Genomic DNA, 15,983 nt, shown 5'->3' with positions numbered 1-15,983 from the left:
CCTTTCAAACTGGCCGGACCCGATGCGTTGCCGCGTCCTGTTTTCCAACTTGAATCCACCAATTCTGGCGGTGTGCCTCATTCTTGCCCAATTTTTGCCTTCTTTCGCCAAAGGGCTCAACCCATAGAAACATCTGATCCCGGATTTCGGGTGATTTGATGGTTGAACTGGTGCTGAAATGTACCAGCCACAGAAAGATTTCAGGCGATTTTTCCGGCACTTACAACATCTTGTGGCTGTTGCGGGCCTGCACACAAACAGACAAGCCGCCCAAGGGGCGGCCTGTCATCACCTGGTGTGGTGTTCGTGGAACCTGTGCGCCGGGTCAGACCCAGGGGCGCTGTGCGGCCATCGTTGACTCGTAGCTTTCGATCGAGGCGGCCTTTTCAAGGGTCAGGCCGATATCGTCCAGGCCGTTCAGCAGGCAGTGCTTCTTGAAGGCATCGACGTCGAAGGTGAACACCTCGCCATCCGACGATGTGACCGTCTGAGCTTCAAGATCCACTTCGATCCGGGCATTCGCGCCTTTTTCCGCATCCTTCATCAGCAGGTCCACCTGCTCTTGCGGCAGCACGATCGGAAGGATGCCGTTCTTGAAGCAGTTGTTGAAGAAGATGTCGGCAAAGCTGGTCGAGATCACGCAACGGATCCCGAAATCCAGCAGCGCCCAGGGCGCATGTTCGCGCGAGGAACCGCAACCGAAGTTGTCGCCCGCGACGAGGATCTGCGCTTCGCGGTATTGCGGCTTGTTCAGCACGAAATCCGGGATTTCCTTGCCGTCGCGGTCATACCGCATCTCGTCGAACAGGTTCACGCCAAGACCCGAGCGTTTGATGGTCTTGAGGAACTGCTTGGGGATGATCATGTCGGTGTCGATGTTGACCAGTGGCATCGGTGCGGCGATGCCGCTGAGCTTGGTGAATTTTTCCATTGTCTCTATCCTGTCTGTTGGGCGCTCGTCCGGCCCTTGCGGGCGATCCTTGCCAAGGGGCCTGCAACGGGCCGTCGAGCGTCTGCCCTGATCACATCAATTCGCGCACATCGGTCAGATGGCCGGTCACGGCTGCGGCTGCGGCCATGGCGGGGCTCATCAGATGGGTGCGTCCGCCGCGGCCTTGACGGCCCTCGAAATTGCGGTTCGAGGTGGCCGCGCAGCGTTCGCCGGGCTGCAACTGGTCGGGGTTCATCGCCAGGCACATCGAGCAGCCTGCCAGACGCCATTCAAAGCCCGCGTCGATGAAGATCTGGGCCAGCCCTTCCTCTTCCGCCTGGGCGCGCACAAGTCCCGAACCGGGCACGACCATCGCGCGTTTCACGGCGATCTTCTTGCCTTTCAGGATTTCGGCCGCGGCGCGCAGATCCTCGATCCGGCCATTGGTGCAGGAGCCGATGAAGACGGTGTCGATCTTGATCTGGTTCAGCGGAGTGCCGGGTTCCAGCCCCATGTATTCCAGCGAGCGTTTGGCCGCTTCGACCTTGCCGCCCTTGAAATCCTCGGCGGCGGGCACCTTTCCGGTGATCGGCAGCACGTCTTCGGGGCTGGTGCCCCATGTCACGACCGGCGCGATGTCTTCGCCCTTGATGGTCACGACCTTGTCCCAATGGGCGTCGGCATCGGAATAGAGGGTTTTCCACCAGGCCAGCGCCGCTTCCCATTGCGCGCCCTTGGGGGCATGGGGGCGGCCCATCACATAGGCAAAGGTCTTTTCGTCCGGTGCGATCAGGCCGGCGCGCGCGCCGCCTTCGATCGCCATGTTGCAGACGGTCATGCGGCCTTCCATGGACAGGTCGCGGATTGCCTCGCCGCAGTATTCGATCACATAGCCGGTGCCGCCGGCGGTGCCGGTATGGCCGATCACCGACAGGGTGATGTCCTTGGCGGTCACACCGGGGCGCAGCTTGCCGGTGATCTCGACCTTCATGTTCTTGGATTTCTTCTGGATCAGGGTCTGGGTGGCCAGCACATGTTCGACCTCGGAGGTGCCGATGCCATGCGCCAGGGCGCCGAAGGCCCCATGGGTCGCGGTGTGGCTGTCGCCACATACGACGGTCATGCCGGGCAGGGTCCATCCCTGTTCGGGACCGACGATGTGCACGATACCCTGACGGATATCCGACACCGGGTAGTAGTGAATGCCGAAATCGGCCGCGTTCTTGTCCAATGCCTCGACCTGGATGCGGCTATCCTCGGTCATGGTTGCCGCATTGGCGCGGTCCAGCGTGGTCGGCACGTTGTGATCCGGCACGGCGATGGTCTTGTCGGGGGCGTGGACCTTGCGGCCCGCCATGCGCAGCCCTTCGAAGGCCTGCGGGCTTGTCACCTCGTGGACAAGGTGACGGTCGATATAGAGAAGGCAGGTGCCGTCGTCGGCTTCGTGGGCGACATGGGCATCCCAGATCTTGTCATAGAGCGTTTTGGGGGACATTGGTCCTCTCCCTTTCGATGGTGTTCTGGCTTTGGACGTAAGAAATGCGGGGCGCGGCCGTTATAGGCGGGCCAGCACCGTCAGGGATGCTCCGAAGAAGCGTTCGCGCAGGCGCGCGCGGTCATCCATGTCAAAAATGCGTCTCATGGCCAGCGGGATACTATGGCTGACCGAGTCTCGCAAGGGCCGCGACAGTGCGCGCCGGTGCGGGGCTTGCCGGATCGAATCTGTCATGCAAGGCTGATGTCATGAAGGGTGCAAGATGAACAACGGCAATTCCGGCGACACCGCGTTAGAAATTGTGCTGGGCCTGCTGGCCCGTGCAGAGCTTTTCGTGAATGGCCTGATGCGGCCGTGGAATGCCTACCAGATCGGGATCGTGCTGGCCCTTGTCCTGCTGGCGCATCTGGCGGCACGCCTGATGGAGCCGCGCGTCAATGACTGGTTGCGCAGCCGGGACGGCTGGCCGAAATGGCGCATGCGACTGGCGGTGACACTGCGCAACCGTCTGCGCCTGATCTTTTTCCTTGCGATGATATGGCCACTGGTCTGGATCATGCGCGAGGTGACATGGCCAAGCCGATCCTATCTTCTGGTCGTTTTTGCCAAGCTTGCGCTGGCATGGCTGGTGATCGCCGTGCTGACCCGCCTCATATCGAACGGGGTCTTGCGCGCAATGGTGCGCTATGCCGGCTGGACCTGGGTCACACTGTCGATCCTGGGGCTTACGGATGACGGCCGCAGCCTGCTGGACAGTATCGCGGTCCAGATCGGCACGACGCGGCTGTCGTTATGGCTGATCCTGCAGGCGATTGTCCTTCTGGCCCTGCTGTTTGCCATGGCCCGGTTCGTCACGGCCACCTCGACCGCGCGCATCAGGGCGAACACGGATATCAGCCCGTCGATGCAGGTGCTTGCGGTCAAGGCGCTTCAGGTCGGGCTCTATGGCGCCGCCTTCTTCATCGGGCTGAAGACCGTGGGTGTCGATCTGACCGGGCTTGCGGTCCTGTCTGGCGCCATCGGCGTGGGCCTTGGTTTTGGCTTGCAAAAGGTGGTGTCGAACCTGGTGTCAGGGGTCATCATCCTGCTCGACAAATCGATCAAGCCGGGGGATGTGATCAGCCTTGGCGATACCTTCGGCTGGATCAATGCGCTGGGTGCGCGCTATGTCTCGGTTGTGACGCGGGACGGGCGGGAATACCTGATCCCGAACGAGGATCTGATTACCGGCCAGGTGGTCAACTGGTCACATTCCAACGAGTTCGTACGCCTCGATATCCATTTCGGCACCTCCTATGGCGACGATCCGCATCTGGTCCGGCGGGTCGCGGTCGAAGCGGCGCAAGGCGTTGAGCGGGTGCTGGATTTCAAGCCGCCGGTCTGCCACATCACGGGTTTTGGCGACAGTTCCGTCGATTACATCCTGCGTTTCTGGATCAAGGATCCGACCCAGGGGCTGACGAATATCAGGGGCAATGTCTACCTTGCGCTTTGGGATGCGTTTCAGGCGCATGGCATCTCGATTCCCTTTCCCCAGCGCGAGGTGCGTGTCCTGGGAACCGCCGACAGCAAGGATCTTCCACTTGCGGGCGATTGACTCGCGGCCCGTCAGGGTGCACAGGGCGAAGCGCCGCTCATTGAGATTTGTCCGGTGCGATGCTATCTTTGGGATGTGCCCAGCGCCGGGGCCCTGTCGGCGTGCCACAAGGAGGACAATGTCCTGTCACTCAACTTTGAAGCGGCATCTGCCGTTCCCGTCGGTGCAGCGATGACAACGGCACCGGCACAAGTCACAAGCGAAGAGCTTCTGGCGCATATCCTCAACCAGCTTGAAGACGACAAGGCCGAAGACATCGTGCAGATCGACCTGCGCGGCAAGACGGCCATTGGCGACTACATGATCATCTGCTCGGGGCGATCCTCGCGGCAGGTGTCCGCGATCGCGGAAAAGCTGGTCGATGATCTCAAGCAGACCTACGGGCGGCTCAGCCGGATCGAAGGCAAGGAAACCGGCGATTGGGTGCTGATCGACACCGGCGATGTGATCGTCCATGTGTTCCGCCCCGAAGTGCGCGATTTCTATCAGCTCGAGAAAATGTGGATGCCCGGCGGCGCCCCCAAAACCGCGGCCTCCTCGACGGTCTGATGCGGGTTCATGTCTGCGCGGTGGGCCGGTTGCGGACCGGCCCGGAACGCGCGTTGTTCGAGGATTACATGACACGGTTCGACCGAACCGGGCGGGCGCTTGGCCTTGGCCCGGCGCTGCTGCATGAGGTCGAGGACAAGAAGGGCGGCGGCATGGCGGCCGAAGCGGTGCTGCTGGACCGGGCCATTCCGGCCGGTGCGCTGGTCTGCACCCTGGACGAGCGCGGCGCGGTCATGTCCTCGCCCGACTTTGCCGACAAGCTGGCGGGATGGCGTGACGCAGGGCGCGGTGATCTGGCGCTGATCATCGGCGGCGCGGACGGAATCGCGCCAGATTTGCGGGCGCGCGCCGACGCAAGCCTGTCCTTCGGCAAGATGGTCTGGCCGCATATGCTGGTGCGCGTCATGCTGGCCGAACAGTTATACCGCGCGGCTTCGATCCTTGCGGGGTCGCCCTACCACCGGGTCTGAGATCACTCGCCGTAGGGCACCCAGATCGTCTTGATCTCGGTCGACTGCTCCAGGAAGATGTGGCCTTCGCCTGCGGTCCCCATCCAGTCGCGGGCCATTCCATCATTCACCCAGGTCCGTTTGAGGTTGCCGGCGCTGGCCGCCTCGACAGGCTCCGACAAGGGTGTGGATGAAAAGCACCATACCGCGTCCACATCCATATGCGCGGCCAGCGTCGGGGCCAGATCGGCATGGTTGCCGGTCAGGATATTGACCACCCCGCCCGGCACATCCGATGTGTCGAGGATCTGGTAGAAATCCGTAGTCGCCAGCGGGAAGGCTTCGGATGCGACCAGTACCGCGCGGTTGCCCATGGCGATGGCGGGCGCCATCAGCGACACAAGGCCCAGCAATGGCGCCTCATCGGGGCAGATCGCGCCGATCACCCCCACCGGCGCCGGCATGGCCATGGCGACGCCGCGCAGGGGCACGCCCTTGATGCGCCCATCGTATTTGTCGGCCCATGCGGCATAGGTGAACAGGCGATGAATGGTGGCTTCGACCTCGGCCTTGCCGCCTTTGCCGCCTTGCATGACATCCAGCCGCGCCGCGAATTCGGATGCGCGGGCTGACAGGTTTTCCGCGATGTAATACAGGATCTGTGCCCGCAGATGGCCCGTGGTCGCGGACCAGCCTGATGCGCCGCGTGCCGCCTCGACCGCGTTGCGGATATCCTTGCGGGCAGCCACCGGCACCTGGCCCAGGATGCGGCCGGATTTCGCGTGGACCGCGCGGGAATAGCCGCCGTCGGGGCGGGTCTGCTTGCCACCGATATAAAGCTTGGGCGTCCGGTCCAAAGGGTCGGTGGGCGCATCGCCGTTCTTGCCCTCGAATGGCGATATCTGCGCCAAGGCCCTGGTCTTGCCGCGCGGCCTTGTGTAGGCGCCCAGGCCCTCCCACCCGCCCTCGCGGCCAAAGCCGCTTTCGCGCATCCCGCCAAAGGGTGCGGCGGCATCAAACATGTTGGTGCCGTTGACCCAGATCACGCCTGCGGCCAGTTTCGGCGCGATATCCAGCGCAAGGTTCACGTTCTCGGACCAGACCGATGCGGCCAGCCCGTAGCGGGTGTTGTTGGCCAGATCCACCGCCTCGGCCGGGGTGCGGAACGTGGTCGACACAAGAACCGGGCCGAAGATCTCCTCCTGCATCAGGGGGGATGCGGTCGAGAGGCCGGTGATCAGCGTGGGCGGATAGAAGCATCCGGCGTCCGGCAGGGCGGCGGCGCTGTGATGTACATGCCCGCCCTCGCAGGCATCGACCATGGCGCGGACCCGGTCCCGCTGTTCGGGGCTGACCATGGCGCCGATGTCGATGCTCTTGTCCAACGGGTTGCCGATCCGCAACCTGTCCATCCGCGCGCGCAGCTTGGCGTGGAAACGCGCGGCCACGCCTTCCTGCACTAGCAGGCGCGACCCGGCGCAGCAGACTTGCCCCTGGTTGAACCAGATCGCATCCACCAGACCTTCGATGGCCGAATCCAGATCGGCGTCATCAAAGACGACATAGGGGGATTTCCCGCCCAGTTCCAACGTCAGCGCCTTGCCGCTACCCGCCGTAGCCTGCCGGATCCGGCGACCCACATCGGTCGAGCCGGTAAAGGCGATCTTGTCTATGCCGGGATGGGTCACGATCATCTCGCCTACCGTGCCATCGCCTGTCACGATGTTCACCACACCCTTGGGCAGACCCGCCTGACGGCACATATCGGCGAACAGCAAAGCGGTCAGCGATGTCTGTTCCGCCGGTTTCAGAACCACGGTGTTGCCGGCGGCCAGCGCGGGCGCGATTTTCCAGGCCAGCATCAACAGCGGGAAATTCCAGGGAATGATCTGCCCGCAGACGCCCAGCGCCTGACGGTCGGGCATTTCGCTGTCCATCAGCTGCGCCAGACCCGCGTGGAAATAGAAATGACGGTGCACCAGGGGAATGTCGATATCCCGCGCCTCGCGGATCGGCTTGCCATTGTCCATGGTTTCAAGCACCGCAAAGAGGCGCGCATGTTTCTGCACCATTCGCGCCAGCGCATAAAGGTGCCGGGCGCGCCCCGGCCCCCCCAGCTTTTCCCAGCGCGGTTGCGCGCGCCGCGCGGCGGCAACGGCGTGATCTACATCGGCCTGCGTGGCCTGGGTCAATGTGGCCAGCACGTCACCCGTGGCGGGGTTGCGCGCCTCGAACCCTGAGCCGGGCAGGGTGAAGCCGCCACCGATGAAATGGCCGAACCGGTCGCCCTGATCGACCAGCCAGGCCAGCGCGTCCGTGGCCGATTCCGGCGCGGTTCCATAGTCCATCGTGTCGAAGATATCCTTGACGGTCATGCCTTCATCGTTCCCCAAATACTCAAATGACATCCATGCCGGATCAGGCCAGCGGGTGCCGCCATGCCGCCGAATAGGCGCCGGTCACGTGATGTTCCAGCTGCCGTTCGATATCGCCCAGAAGACTGGACGCGCCGAAGCGGAACAGATCGGGTTGCATCCAGCGGGTGCCCAGTTCCTCTTTCATCAGGCTCAGGTAGACCAGCGCATCCTTGGCCTTGGAAATGCCGCCCGCGGGCTTGTAGCCGATCCTGATGCCGGTGCGTTCATGGTAATCGCGAATGGCGCGGATCATGACAAGGCTGACAGGCAGGGTCGCGTTGACCGCTTCCTTGCCCGTGGATGTCTTGATGAAATCTGCGCCCGCCATCATGCAGACAAGGCTGGCGCGGGCGACGTTGCGCAGGCTGCCCAGCTCGCCCGTGGCCAGGATCGCCTTGACATGGGCATCCCCGCAGGCGGCGCGCATCTGCCGCATCTCGTCATAAAGCGCCTGCCAGTTACCCGTCAGCACGTGCCGTCGCGAGATCACGATGTCGATCTCTTGCGCGCCGGCCGTCACGCTTTCGCCGATCTCGGCCAGCCGCAGATGGAACGGGGACAGTCCCGCCGGAAAGCCCGTTGACACGGCCGCCACGGGTATCCCGCTTCCGGCCAGGGCTTGCACGGCGGCGGGCACCATCTCGTGATAGACGCAGACCGCGCCTACCGTGATGCCGGGCATGCCCAGCGCCGCCAGAAGATCGGGACGCACCGGCTGGCGCGCCTTGGCGCAGAGCCGCCGCACGCGGCCTTCGGTATCGTCGCCCGCCAGCGTCGTCAGATCAATGCAGGTGATCGCCTTGAGAAGCCAGGCCGCCTGATGATCCTTCTTGACCGACCGCCGCGTGCCAAGGCTGGCCGCGCGCCGTTCTATGGCGGATCGGTTGGCCTGCACGGAGCGGACCCAGTCCATGTCCAGGTCTATGCCGGGGTTGCGCGCCTCGGGCATGGGCAGCGTCTGTGGCAATTGCCGCTGTTGGGGCAATGTGGGTGTCTGTTGCATCTCGGGCTCTTGATTTCGGGTAAAGACAGCCTTGCATGCGCCTCAATCCGAGGCAAGCAGCGCGCCTTGGTCCGATCACATCCATTTGTTTTGCGAATAATTCGCAATTTCATTGACAAAGTTGCGAACCGTTCTCAATATCTGTCCAGTCGCGTGGATGTTCCTTCCCTTGTTTCCTTTGAAAAGGTGCTCTCATGATCCTGAACCGTCGTCATCTTCTGACCGTCTTCGCTGCAAGCCTTGTGGCGCCTGCCGCCGCGATTGCCGCGGACGGGCCTTTGAACGTGGTCGCGACGACCGGCATGATTGCCGATGCCGCCCGGCAGGTGGGTGGCGATCTGGTGTCGGTCAAGGCGCTGATGGGGCCGGGTGTCGATCCGCATTCCTATCGCCAGACCCGCACCGACATCGTGGCCATGACCCGTGCCGATCTGGTGCTGTGGCACGGCCTCTATCTTGAGGCGCAGCTTGAAGACGTGCTGCTGGATCTGGGTCGCAGCCGCACTGTCATCGCCGCGGGTGAGGCGGTGCCTGTGGCGGAACGGATCGGGCATCCCGAGTATGAAGGCCGTTACGATCCGCATGTCTGGATGGACCCAGAGCTGTGGCGCCATGTCGTTCTGGCCGTGCGTGATGCGCTGATCGCCATCCGTCCCGACGCGCAGGCGCTTTTTGTCGCCAATGCCGAAACGCATCTGGCCGATCTTGCCCGCCTGTCGGATTATGCCGCGCGCAGCCTGTCCTCTGTCCCGCCCGAGGCGCGCATCCTGCTGACAGCGCATGACGCATTCGGCTATTTTGGCCGCCGGCACGGGTTCGAGGTGCTGGGCATTCAGGGCATCTCGACCGAATCCGAGGCCGGGCTGAACCGTATCGGCGAATTGGTGGACCTGCTGGTTGAACGCCGGGTCGGGGCCGTATTCGTGGAAACCTCTGTATCTGACCGCAATATCCGTGCATTGATCGAAGGTGCTGCGGCGCGGGGCCACGAGGTGCGCGTTGGCGGAGAGGTCTTCTCGGACGCGATGGGCCCGGATGGCACCTATGAAGGGACCTATCTGGGCATGATCGACCACAACGTGACCACGATTGCCGCCGCGCTGGGCGGCGATGTGCCCCCGCGTGGCATGGATGGCCGGCTGAGTGCCGGCCTGTAACGGAGGACACCGATCATGGCCGCTGTCAAGAACCCCGACCTGACGCAGGCGATGCCGGCAAAAGGCGCGGCCCAGGCCCTGCCGCCAGCGCTTGCGGTGGCGGGGCTGACAGTGGCCTATGGCGAAAAGCCTGCGGTCTTTTCGGTCGACATGACCGTGGCGCAGGGCACCATGACGGCGATCGTCGGACCGAACGGCGCTGGCAAGTCAACTCTTCTCAAGGCGGTTCTGGGTCTGGTCAAGCCTTTGTCGGGCGAGGTGCGACTGTTCGGGCTATCCCTGTCGCGCGCACGCGACAGGATCGCCTATGTGCCGCAACGCGCCAGCGTGGATTGGGATTTCCCCGCGCGGGTGATCGATGTGGTCGTGATGGGGCTGCACCGCGAACTTGGTCTGCTGCGCCGGGTCCGCCCCGAACATCTGGACCGGGCCCACGCTTGCCTGGCCCGTGTCGGGATGCAGGATTTCGCGACGCGCCAGATCGGCCAGTTGTCTGGCGGGCAGCAGCAACGCGTGTTCCTGGCCCGCGCACTGGTGCAGCAAGCCGACCTCTATTTGCTGGACGAACCTTTTGCCGGGGTGGACGCGGCCACCGAAAAGGCGATCATCGCCGTCCTGAAAGAGCTGCAGGCCGAGGGGCGCACCATCGTGGCCGTGCATCATGACCTGTCCACGGTGCGGGCCTATTTCGACCATCTGTTCCTGATCAACACGCGCGCCCTTGCCGCCGGGCCTGTCGCGGATGTCTTTACCAGCGAAAACCTGCAACGCGCTTATGGCGGACGGCTGGGCGATGGGCAGCTGGCTGGCAGGGTAATCCCGGGATGATCGTGTCACGATGATCTGGCAGGCTCTCACGCTGCAACTGGGATACAACGCCACGCTGGTGGCGCTTGGCGCTACGCTGCTGGGCATTGCCGCGGGGGTGACCGGCAGTTTCCTGTTCCTGCGTAAACGCGCGCTGGTGTCGGATGCGGTATCCCATGCCACCTTGCCCGGTATCGGGCTGGCCTTCATCGTGATGGTCGGCCTTGGTGGTGATGGCCGCTTCCTGCCGGGCCTGATGCTGGGGGCGGCGCTGTCCTCGGGGTTCGGGCTTGTGCTGATCGCCTGGATGATACGCCGCACCCGGCTGAGCGAGGATGCGGCGATCGGTGCCGTTCTGTCGGTCTTTTTCGGTGCCGGTATCGTTCTGCTGACCGTGATCCAGTCGATGACGGCGGGGCGGCAGGCGGGGCTTGATACCGTGCTGCTGGGCTCGACCGCGGGCATGCTGCGGAACGACGCGCTTGTGATCGCGGGGGGTGGCGCGCTGGTGCTGCTGCTTGTCGCCATTCTGCGCCGACCCATGCTGGCGGTGGGCTTTGACCCTGATTACGCCGCTGTCCGCGGGACCAACGTGGGGCGCGTCGATCTGGCGATGATGGGCCTGGTCATGGCCGTCACCGTGTTGGGCATCACCACAGTGGGCCTGATCCTGATCGTGGCGCTTCTGATCATTCCCCCCGTGACCGCGCGGTTATGGACGGATCACGCGCTGCGGATGGTGGCACTGGCCGGCGTGCTGGGCGGGGTGTCGGCCTATGTGGGTGCCGCGATGTCCGCCACGGCCCCGGCGCTGCCGACCGGGCCGATCATCGTTCTGGCCAGCTTCGTCCTGTTCGCCCTGTCCATGATCCTTGCCCCGGCGCGCGGCGGGCTTGCGCTGATCAGGCGGCGGATGCGGTTCCGCAGGCGTGTGCACCGGCGGCAGGGCCTTCTGGCCCTGGCGGTGGGTCAAACGATCCACGAACCCTTCACCCTGGCGCTCTTGCGCCGCGAGGGGCTGGCCCGCGCCGATGGCGTGCCGACTGACGCAGGCCGTGCCGCCGCCGCCAAGGCCCTGCTGGACGAGGCGCGCTGGGCCGCGCTGCGCGCGGATCCCGCCCATGGCCTCAGCGCCAGCCGCTATGACGGGTTGACCCGGATCGAAACGGTGTTGACGCCGGACCAGATCGCGGAACTGGACCGGCATCTGCCGCGTCCAAAGGGGGTTTCGTGATGGGTGCGGAGTTCGTGGCCCTGTCGTTGCCGCCGCTGCTGATCGGCATCCTGGCCGCCGTCACCTGCGCGCTGCCGGGCAATTTCCTGCTGCTGCGCCGCCAGGCGCTGATTGGCGACGCCATCAGTCATGTCGTCCTGCCGGGGATCGTCGTCGCGTTCCTGCTGACCGGGACGATCGCCACGCTGCCGATGCTGCTGGGGGCTGCGGGCGCCGCCCTGGCCGCGGTCATCCTGATCGAGGCCGTGCGACGCACCGCCCGGATCGAGGCGGGCGCCGCCATGGGCGTGGTCTTCACCAGCCTGTTCGCCGCCGGTGTGCTGCTGCTGGAGCAGTCCGATACCAGCGCGGTGCATCTTGACGTGGAACACGCCCTTTACGGCAACCTCGAAAGCCTGATCTGGCTGGACGCCACCGGTTGGGCCTCGCTTGTCGATCCTGTCGCGCTGGCGGGTTTGCCGCCCGAGTTGTTGCGCATGGCCCTGGCGCTGCTGATCGTGGGCGTGGCGCTCCGGCTGATGTGGCGGCCCCTGGCGATTGCCACTTTCGACGAAGGCTTTGCCGCCACGCTCGGCTTGCCGGTGCGCGCGATCGGGCTGGCGCTGGTGATGCTGGCAGCCCTTGCCGCGGTTGCCGCCTTCGATGCGGTGGGTTCGATCATCGTGATCGCGATGTTCATCTGTCCGCCGGCCAGCGCCCGGATGATGACGGACAGGCTTGGCGCACAGGTCGGATGGAGCGTGGCCTTCGCCATCCTGTCTGCGGTCCTGGGCTATGTCGCGGCCGGATACGGCCCGCTCTGGCTGGGCTTCGACAATGCGGTCAGCGCCGCTGGCATGATCGCTACCGTGTCCGGATTGATCCTTGGGGTCACCATGCTGGCCGGGCCGCGCCGCTACCGCGCTGGTATCGCGGCGCAGGGCTGAGCCTGGTTTCTTCTTGCTTCAAATATCCCCGCGCGGAGCGCATCCGCCCCATCAACCAGCGCCGCGATCAGCAGAACTTGCCCCGCAGCGCAACAAGTCCTGCGCGCATCGCATCCTGCGGTGCGACGCGTTCGACCGGAACGCCCTGGGCGCCCAAGGCACCGGAATAGAGAGTGTCTTGGGCAATCACGATCACGCGCTGGCCCAGCCAATATGCCCGCATGGCTGCCAGTTCCGCACCCAGAAGATGCCCGGCAACCGCCTGCCTGTCATCGGCCAGCGTGGCGCTACGCAGATGCAGCGACAACCGCTCGGGCCGTGACATCGTATCGGCCAGCGCGTCAGCATCCGCCACATCCGCCGCTCCCATCGCCTGGCCAAGGCGCGGTGTCAGGGCAGATTGAAAACTGACGACCTCATCGGCGCTGATCTGGCACCAATGCGTCGCCTCCTGCGTCGGCAGGCAGATCACACCATCCCAGTTGGGGCGCGCGGACAGGGACCCGGCTATCTGCAGGCGGGCGGTTGCGGGCAACAGTCCGCGCGGCCTGTCCTGCGACAGGTCCGTCAGCGGCATTGCCTCTGTCAGCACCGGGGCGGGTACAGGTTGGCGACCCTGACCATCCTGCACGATCACCGTGGCAGTGGTTTCCGCAAGCCCTGCAAGAACGTCCTGCGCGGTTCGCCCCGAGGCATCCTTGACCGGCCGCGCGCCGTCAAAGCGCCAGCCTTGTGCCTGCGTGCCGTTCTGCGCGATCCCGATCCAGATATCCTGTGCCATGCGGGGTCAGATATGCGTGGTGGCCGGGGGCGTCAATCCGCGACCAGCCGCCGATCACGCCTGTCCGCGCATGACGGTCGGCGTCAGCGCCAGCATCGCGTCATATTGCGACAGAAAGACCTGGCCTGTCAGCGCATCCAGAAAATGGCTGCGCTTCAGCCGGTCCATCACCGGGCCCTTCACCTCGGACAGGTGCAGCTTGATCCCCATGTCACGCAGGCGCGCGTTGATCGCTTCAAGGCTTTCCAGCGCCGACATGTCGATCTCGTTCACGGCCGAGCACATCAGGATCACATGGCGGATCGGCTGGTCGCAGCTGACGCGGGCGGTCACGTAATCCTCCAGAAAGCGGGCATTGGCGAAATACAGGCTTTCGTCGATCCTGAGGGTGACCAGCGCGGGATGGGTTTCGACCTTGTGGCGCAGGATGTTGCGGAAATGCTGTGTGCCGGGAACAAGCCCGACCTCGGCCACATGCGGCCGCGATGTCTTGTAGAGAAACAGCGCCAGCGACAGGATCACCCCGGCGGATACGCCCATCTCGACGCCAAGCCCCAGCGTGATGGCGATCGTGGTCGCCACGGCGGCGAAATCGATGCGCGAATAGTCCCAGCTGCGTTTCAGGATCGTGAGGTCGACAAGGCTGAGCACCGCGACGATGATCGTCGCCGCCAGCGTGGCCTTGGGCAGGAAATGCAGCAGCGGTGTCAGCAGCAGGGCCGCCAGCATGATGCCGATGGCGGTAAAGGCACCGGCCGCCGGGGTTTCCGCGCCCGCGTCGTAATTCACGACTGACCGCGCGAAGCCACCGGTGACGGGATAACCGCCTGACAGGGCCGAGGCGATATTCGCCGTGCCAAGCCCCACAAGTTCCTGATCCGGGTCGATGCGCTGACGCTTGCGCGCGGCCAGCGTCTGCGCGACCGAGACGGATTCGACAAACCCGATGACCGAGATCAACAGCGCCGAGACGAAAAGCTGCCCCCAGATATCCACGCCGAAGCTGGGCAGGGTCAGGGGCGGCAAACCGCTTGGAATGCTGCCCACGATCGCCACGCCCCGATCGGCCAGGCCAAAGGCCCAGGTGGCAAGGGTTGTCACGGCGACAGCCGCCACCGGACCGGCCTTGGCCAGCAGATCGGCCAGCCGCGGGCGCAGCCCTGACTGGATGAGCAAGGGCTTCAGCCCCTTGCGGACCCAGAACAGGAAAGCAGTGGTCGTGACACCGATGACCAGCGTGATCGGGTTCATCTGGGACAGGTTCGTGACAAGGTTCCGCAGCAGTTCGACCATGGAATGCCCGCCGCCGCTGATCCCCAGGATCGTGCCGATCTGGCTTGCCGCGATCAGCAGGCCCGACGCGGTGATGAAGCCCGCGATGACGGGGTGGGACAGGAAATTTGCAAGAAAGCCCAAGCGGAACAGGCCCATCAGGGTCAGGATAAGACCTGACATGAAGGCCAGCGTGATTGCCGCCATGGCATATTCGGCCGTACCTTCCAGCGCCATGTTGCCGACGGCCGCCGCCGTCATCAGCGAAATCACGGCAACCGGGCCCACGGCCAGGGCGCGGCTGGTGCCGAAAATCGCATAGGCGACCAGTGGCAGGATCGACGCGTAAAGCCCCATCTCGGGGGGCAGACCGGCCAATAGCGCATAGGCCAGCGACTGCGGGATCAGCATGATCGTCACGATCACGGCGGCCACCGCATCCGACGTCAGGCTGTCGCGGTCATAATCGCCGGCCCATTGCAGGATGGGAAAATACCTTGCGACAGGATGCCGGGCCCAACGAGATTGCGGGCGATGCCGGGTCGGAAATCTTGACATGACAGCGCCATCCCTGGGTTGAACCTGCCCGACGTCGGGCCGTGTCGTTCATATAGTGCGAACTGAATGTGAATTTCAACCATGGTCGTGTCGGTCCAGCCGATCATTATTGCCCAGGGGTCAGTTTGGTCATCGCAGACGCTGCCGATGACCCGGATTGTCCGCAAATCGTAGGGAAGAGGTTTTGCCCGCTTCAGGCTTGTAAGGCGATCAGGCTGTGGACGGGGTATTTCACGGGCGAATGGCCTGAGAATCCATGCATGAAAAGGAACACAACTTATAGGTCATATGCGCCTGCTACGCTAAACTGTTGCGGTATCTCTGATACAGCCAACCCGCTGAGCCAACATGCAGGAGGGACAGATGTCTGCAAAATTCATCGTCGGCTACGATGGCAGTGAAGCATCCGAAAGGGCGCTCGACTTTGCCATGGGTCGCATAAAGCTTCAGGGCGGCACTGTCGTTCTGGTTCATGTGCTGGAATGGTCGCCCTACTCGTTTCTCACCCCGACCGAACTTGAAGAGCGGCACAAGCGCCGCAGCGAAGAGTTGGAGCGGGCCGAAAAAGCCCTGATCACGCCGGTGCTTGAAAAGGTCCGCGCGCAAGGCGTCGCGGTTGAAAGCAAGATCCGTTACGGACATATCGCCGAGACGATCTGCACGATCGCCGAGGAGATGGGCGCGGTTCAGATCGTGATCGGACGCAACGGTCATACGACATTGGGCAGCCGCATCTTCGGGTCTGTCGCCGGGCACCTTGCCCAGGCGTCACCGGTGCCCTGCACCATCGTGCCATGAGCAGCGACA

The 15,983-nt window shown here is 64.0% G+C and carries 15 protein-coding genes; 8 read left to right on the top strand and 7 right to left on the bottom strand.

Annotated features, from left to right (window positions below; all coding sequences use genetic code 11):
• Positions 1 to 325 precede the first annotated feature (325 nt).
• The 3 genes from leuD to ACFQ3C_RS10110 all read right to left on the bottom strand — a co-directional run bounded on the left by leuD (position 326) and on the right by ACFQ3C_RS10110 (position 2,660).
• Complete coding sequence (gene leuD, locus ACFQ3C_RS10120; RefSeq protein WP_380791306.1) at positions 326 to 931, bottom strand: 3-isopropylmalate dehydratase small subunit; 606 nt, start codon at positions 929 to 931, stop codon at positions 326 to 328.
• Positions 932 to 1,022: 91 nt separating this feature from the next.
• The gene (leuC, locus tag ACFQ3C_RS10115; protein WP_380791304.1) at positions 1,023 to 2,426 is read right to left on the bottom strand and encodes a 3-isopropylmalate dehydratase large subunit; all 1,404 of its coding nucleotides are present in this window, start codon (positions 2,424 to 2,426) and stop codon (positions 1,023 to 1,025) included.
• Between the two features lie 60 nt (positions 2,427 to 2,486).
• Positions 2,487 to 2,660: a hypothetical protein gene (locus ACFQ3C_RS10110; protein ID WP_380791302.1), complete on the bottom strand. Its 174-nt coding sequence runs from the start codon at positions 2,658 to 2,660 to the stop codon at positions 2,487 to 2,489.
• A 28-nt stretch (positions 2,661 to 2,688) separates the two neighbouring features.
• Between ACFQ3C_RS10110 and ACFQ3C_RS10105 the strand changes: the two genes are divergently transcribed.
• The 3 genes from ACFQ3C_RS10105 to rlmH all read left to right on the top strand — a co-directional run bounded on the left by ACFQ3C_RS10105 (position 2,689) and on the right by rlmH (position 5,042).
• On the top strand, positions 2,689 to 4,023 hold the full coding sequence (locus ACFQ3C_RS10105) for a mechanosensitive ion channel family protein (protein WP_380791300.1): 1,335 nt from the start codon (positions 2,689 to 2,691) through the stop codon (positions 4,021 to 4,023).
• A gap of 171 nt (positions 4,024 to 4,194) precedes the next feature.
• Positions 4,195 to 4,572 (top strand): ribosome silencing factor, encoded by a 378-nt coding sequence (gene rsfS, locus ACFQ3C_RS10100; protein WP_380791298.1) that lies wholly within the window; start codon positions 4,195 to 4,197, stop codon positions 4,570 to 4,572.
• Entirely contained in the window at positions 4,572 to 5,042 is a 471-nt protein-coding gene (gene rlmH / locus ACFQ3C_RS10095; protein ID WP_380791296.1) for a 23S rRNA (pseudouridine(1915)-N(3))-methyltransferase RlmH, read from the top strand. The genes rsfS and rlmH overlap by 1 nt, the downstream gene beginning before the upstream one ends.
• Before the next feature lie 2 nt (positions 5,043 to 5,044).
• Here rlmH and ACFQ3C_RS10090 read toward each other — a convergent pair whose 3' ends face one another.
• Entirely contained in the window at positions 5,045 to 7,396 is a 2,352-nt protein-coding gene (locus tag ACFQ3C_RS10090) for an aldehyde dehydrogenase family protein (protein ID WP_380791294.1), read from the bottom strand.
• Between the two features lie 43 nt (positions 7,397 to 7,439).
• Positions 7,440 to 8,441 carry a deoxyribose-phosphate aldolase gene (gene deoC, locus ACFQ3C_RS10085; protein WP_380791292.1) on the bottom strand — a complete coding sequence of 334 codons (1,002 nt, stop codon included), beginning with the start codon at positions 8,439 to 8,441 and terminating at the stop codon, positions 7,440 to 7,442.
• Between the two features lie 194 nt (positions 8,442 to 8,635).
• Here deoC and ACFQ3C_RS10080 point away from each other — a divergent pair, with 194 nt between their 5' ends.
• The 4 genes from ACFQ3C_RS10080 to ACFQ3C_RS10065 are packed head-to-tail and all read left to right on the top strand — an operon-like array spanning position 8,636 to position 12,565.
• The gene (locus ACFQ3C_RS10080) at positions 8,636 to 9,598 is read left to right on the top strand and encodes a metal ABC transporter solute-binding protein, Zn/Mn family (RefSeq protein WP_380791290.1); all 963 of its coding nucleotides are present in this window, start codon (positions 8,636 to 8,638) and stop codon (positions 9,596 to 9,598) included.
• A 51-nt stretch (positions 9,599 to 9,649) separates the two neighbouring features.
• Positions 9,650 to 10,426, top strand: coding sequence for a metal ABC transporter ATP-binding protein (locus tag ACFQ3C_RS10075; protein ID WP_380792123.1), 777 nt, complete (start codon positions 9,650 to 9,652; stop codon positions 10,424 to 10,426).
• A gap of 10 nt (positions 10,427 to 10,436) precedes the next feature.
• Complete coding sequence (locus ACFQ3C_RS10070; protein WP_380791288.1) at positions 10,437 to 11,639, top strand: metal ABC transporter permease; 1,203 nt, start codon at positions 10,437 to 10,439, stop codon at positions 11,637 to 11,639.
• Positions 11,639 to 12,565, top strand: a complete 927-nt coding sequence (locus ACFQ3C_RS10065; protein ID WP_380791286.1) for a metal ABC transporter permease — start codon at positions 11,639 to 11,641, stop codon at positions 12,563 to 12,565. Before ACFQ3C_RS10070 ends, ACFQ3C_RS10065 begins: the two co-directional genes overlap by 1 nt.
• Positions 12,566 to 12,632: 67 nt before the next feature.
• On the opposite strand, the gene ACFQ3C_RS10060 is transcribed toward ACFQ3C_RS10065, so the two are convergent.
• Both ACFQ3C_RS10060 and ACFQ3C_RS10055 read right to left on the bottom strand, forming a co-directional pair.
• Positions 12,633 to 13,346: a 2-dehydro-3-deoxygalactonokinase gene (locus tag ACFQ3C_RS10060; protein WP_380791284.1), complete on the bottom strand. Its 714-nt coding sequence runs from the start codon at positions 13,344 to 13,346 to the stop codon at positions 12,633 to 12,635.
• A gap of 54 nt (positions 13,347 to 13,400) precedes the next feature.
• A complete protein-coding gene (locus tag ACFQ3C_RS10055) occupies positions 13,401 to 15,176 on the bottom strand; it encodes a SulP family inorganic anion transporter (protein ID WP_380791282.1) in 1,776 nt (591 codons plus the stop codon).
• 363 nt (positions 15,177 to 15,539) lie between these two features.
• Here ACFQ3C_RS10055 and ACFQ3C_RS10050 point away from each other — a divergent pair, with 363 nt between their 5' ends.
• The gene (locus ACFQ3C_RS10050) at positions 15,540 to 15,974 is read left to right on the top strand and encodes a universal stress protein (RefSeq protein WP_380791280.1); all 435 of its coding nucleotides are present in this window, start codon (positions 15,540 to 15,542) and stop codon (positions 15,972 to 15,974) included.
• Positions 15,975 to 15,983: the final 9 nt, after the last annotated feature.

The organism is Seohaeicola saemankumensis (genome assembly GCF_042678485.1).
In the GTDB taxonomy this organism is placed as follows: domain Bacteria; phylum Pseudomonadota; class Alphaproteobacteria; order Rhodobacterales; family Rhodobacteraceae; genus Seohaeicola; species Seohaeicola saemankumensis.
Note: the sequence above shows the minus strand (reverse complement) of the source record. Positions and strands in the feature narration are given on the sequence as shown.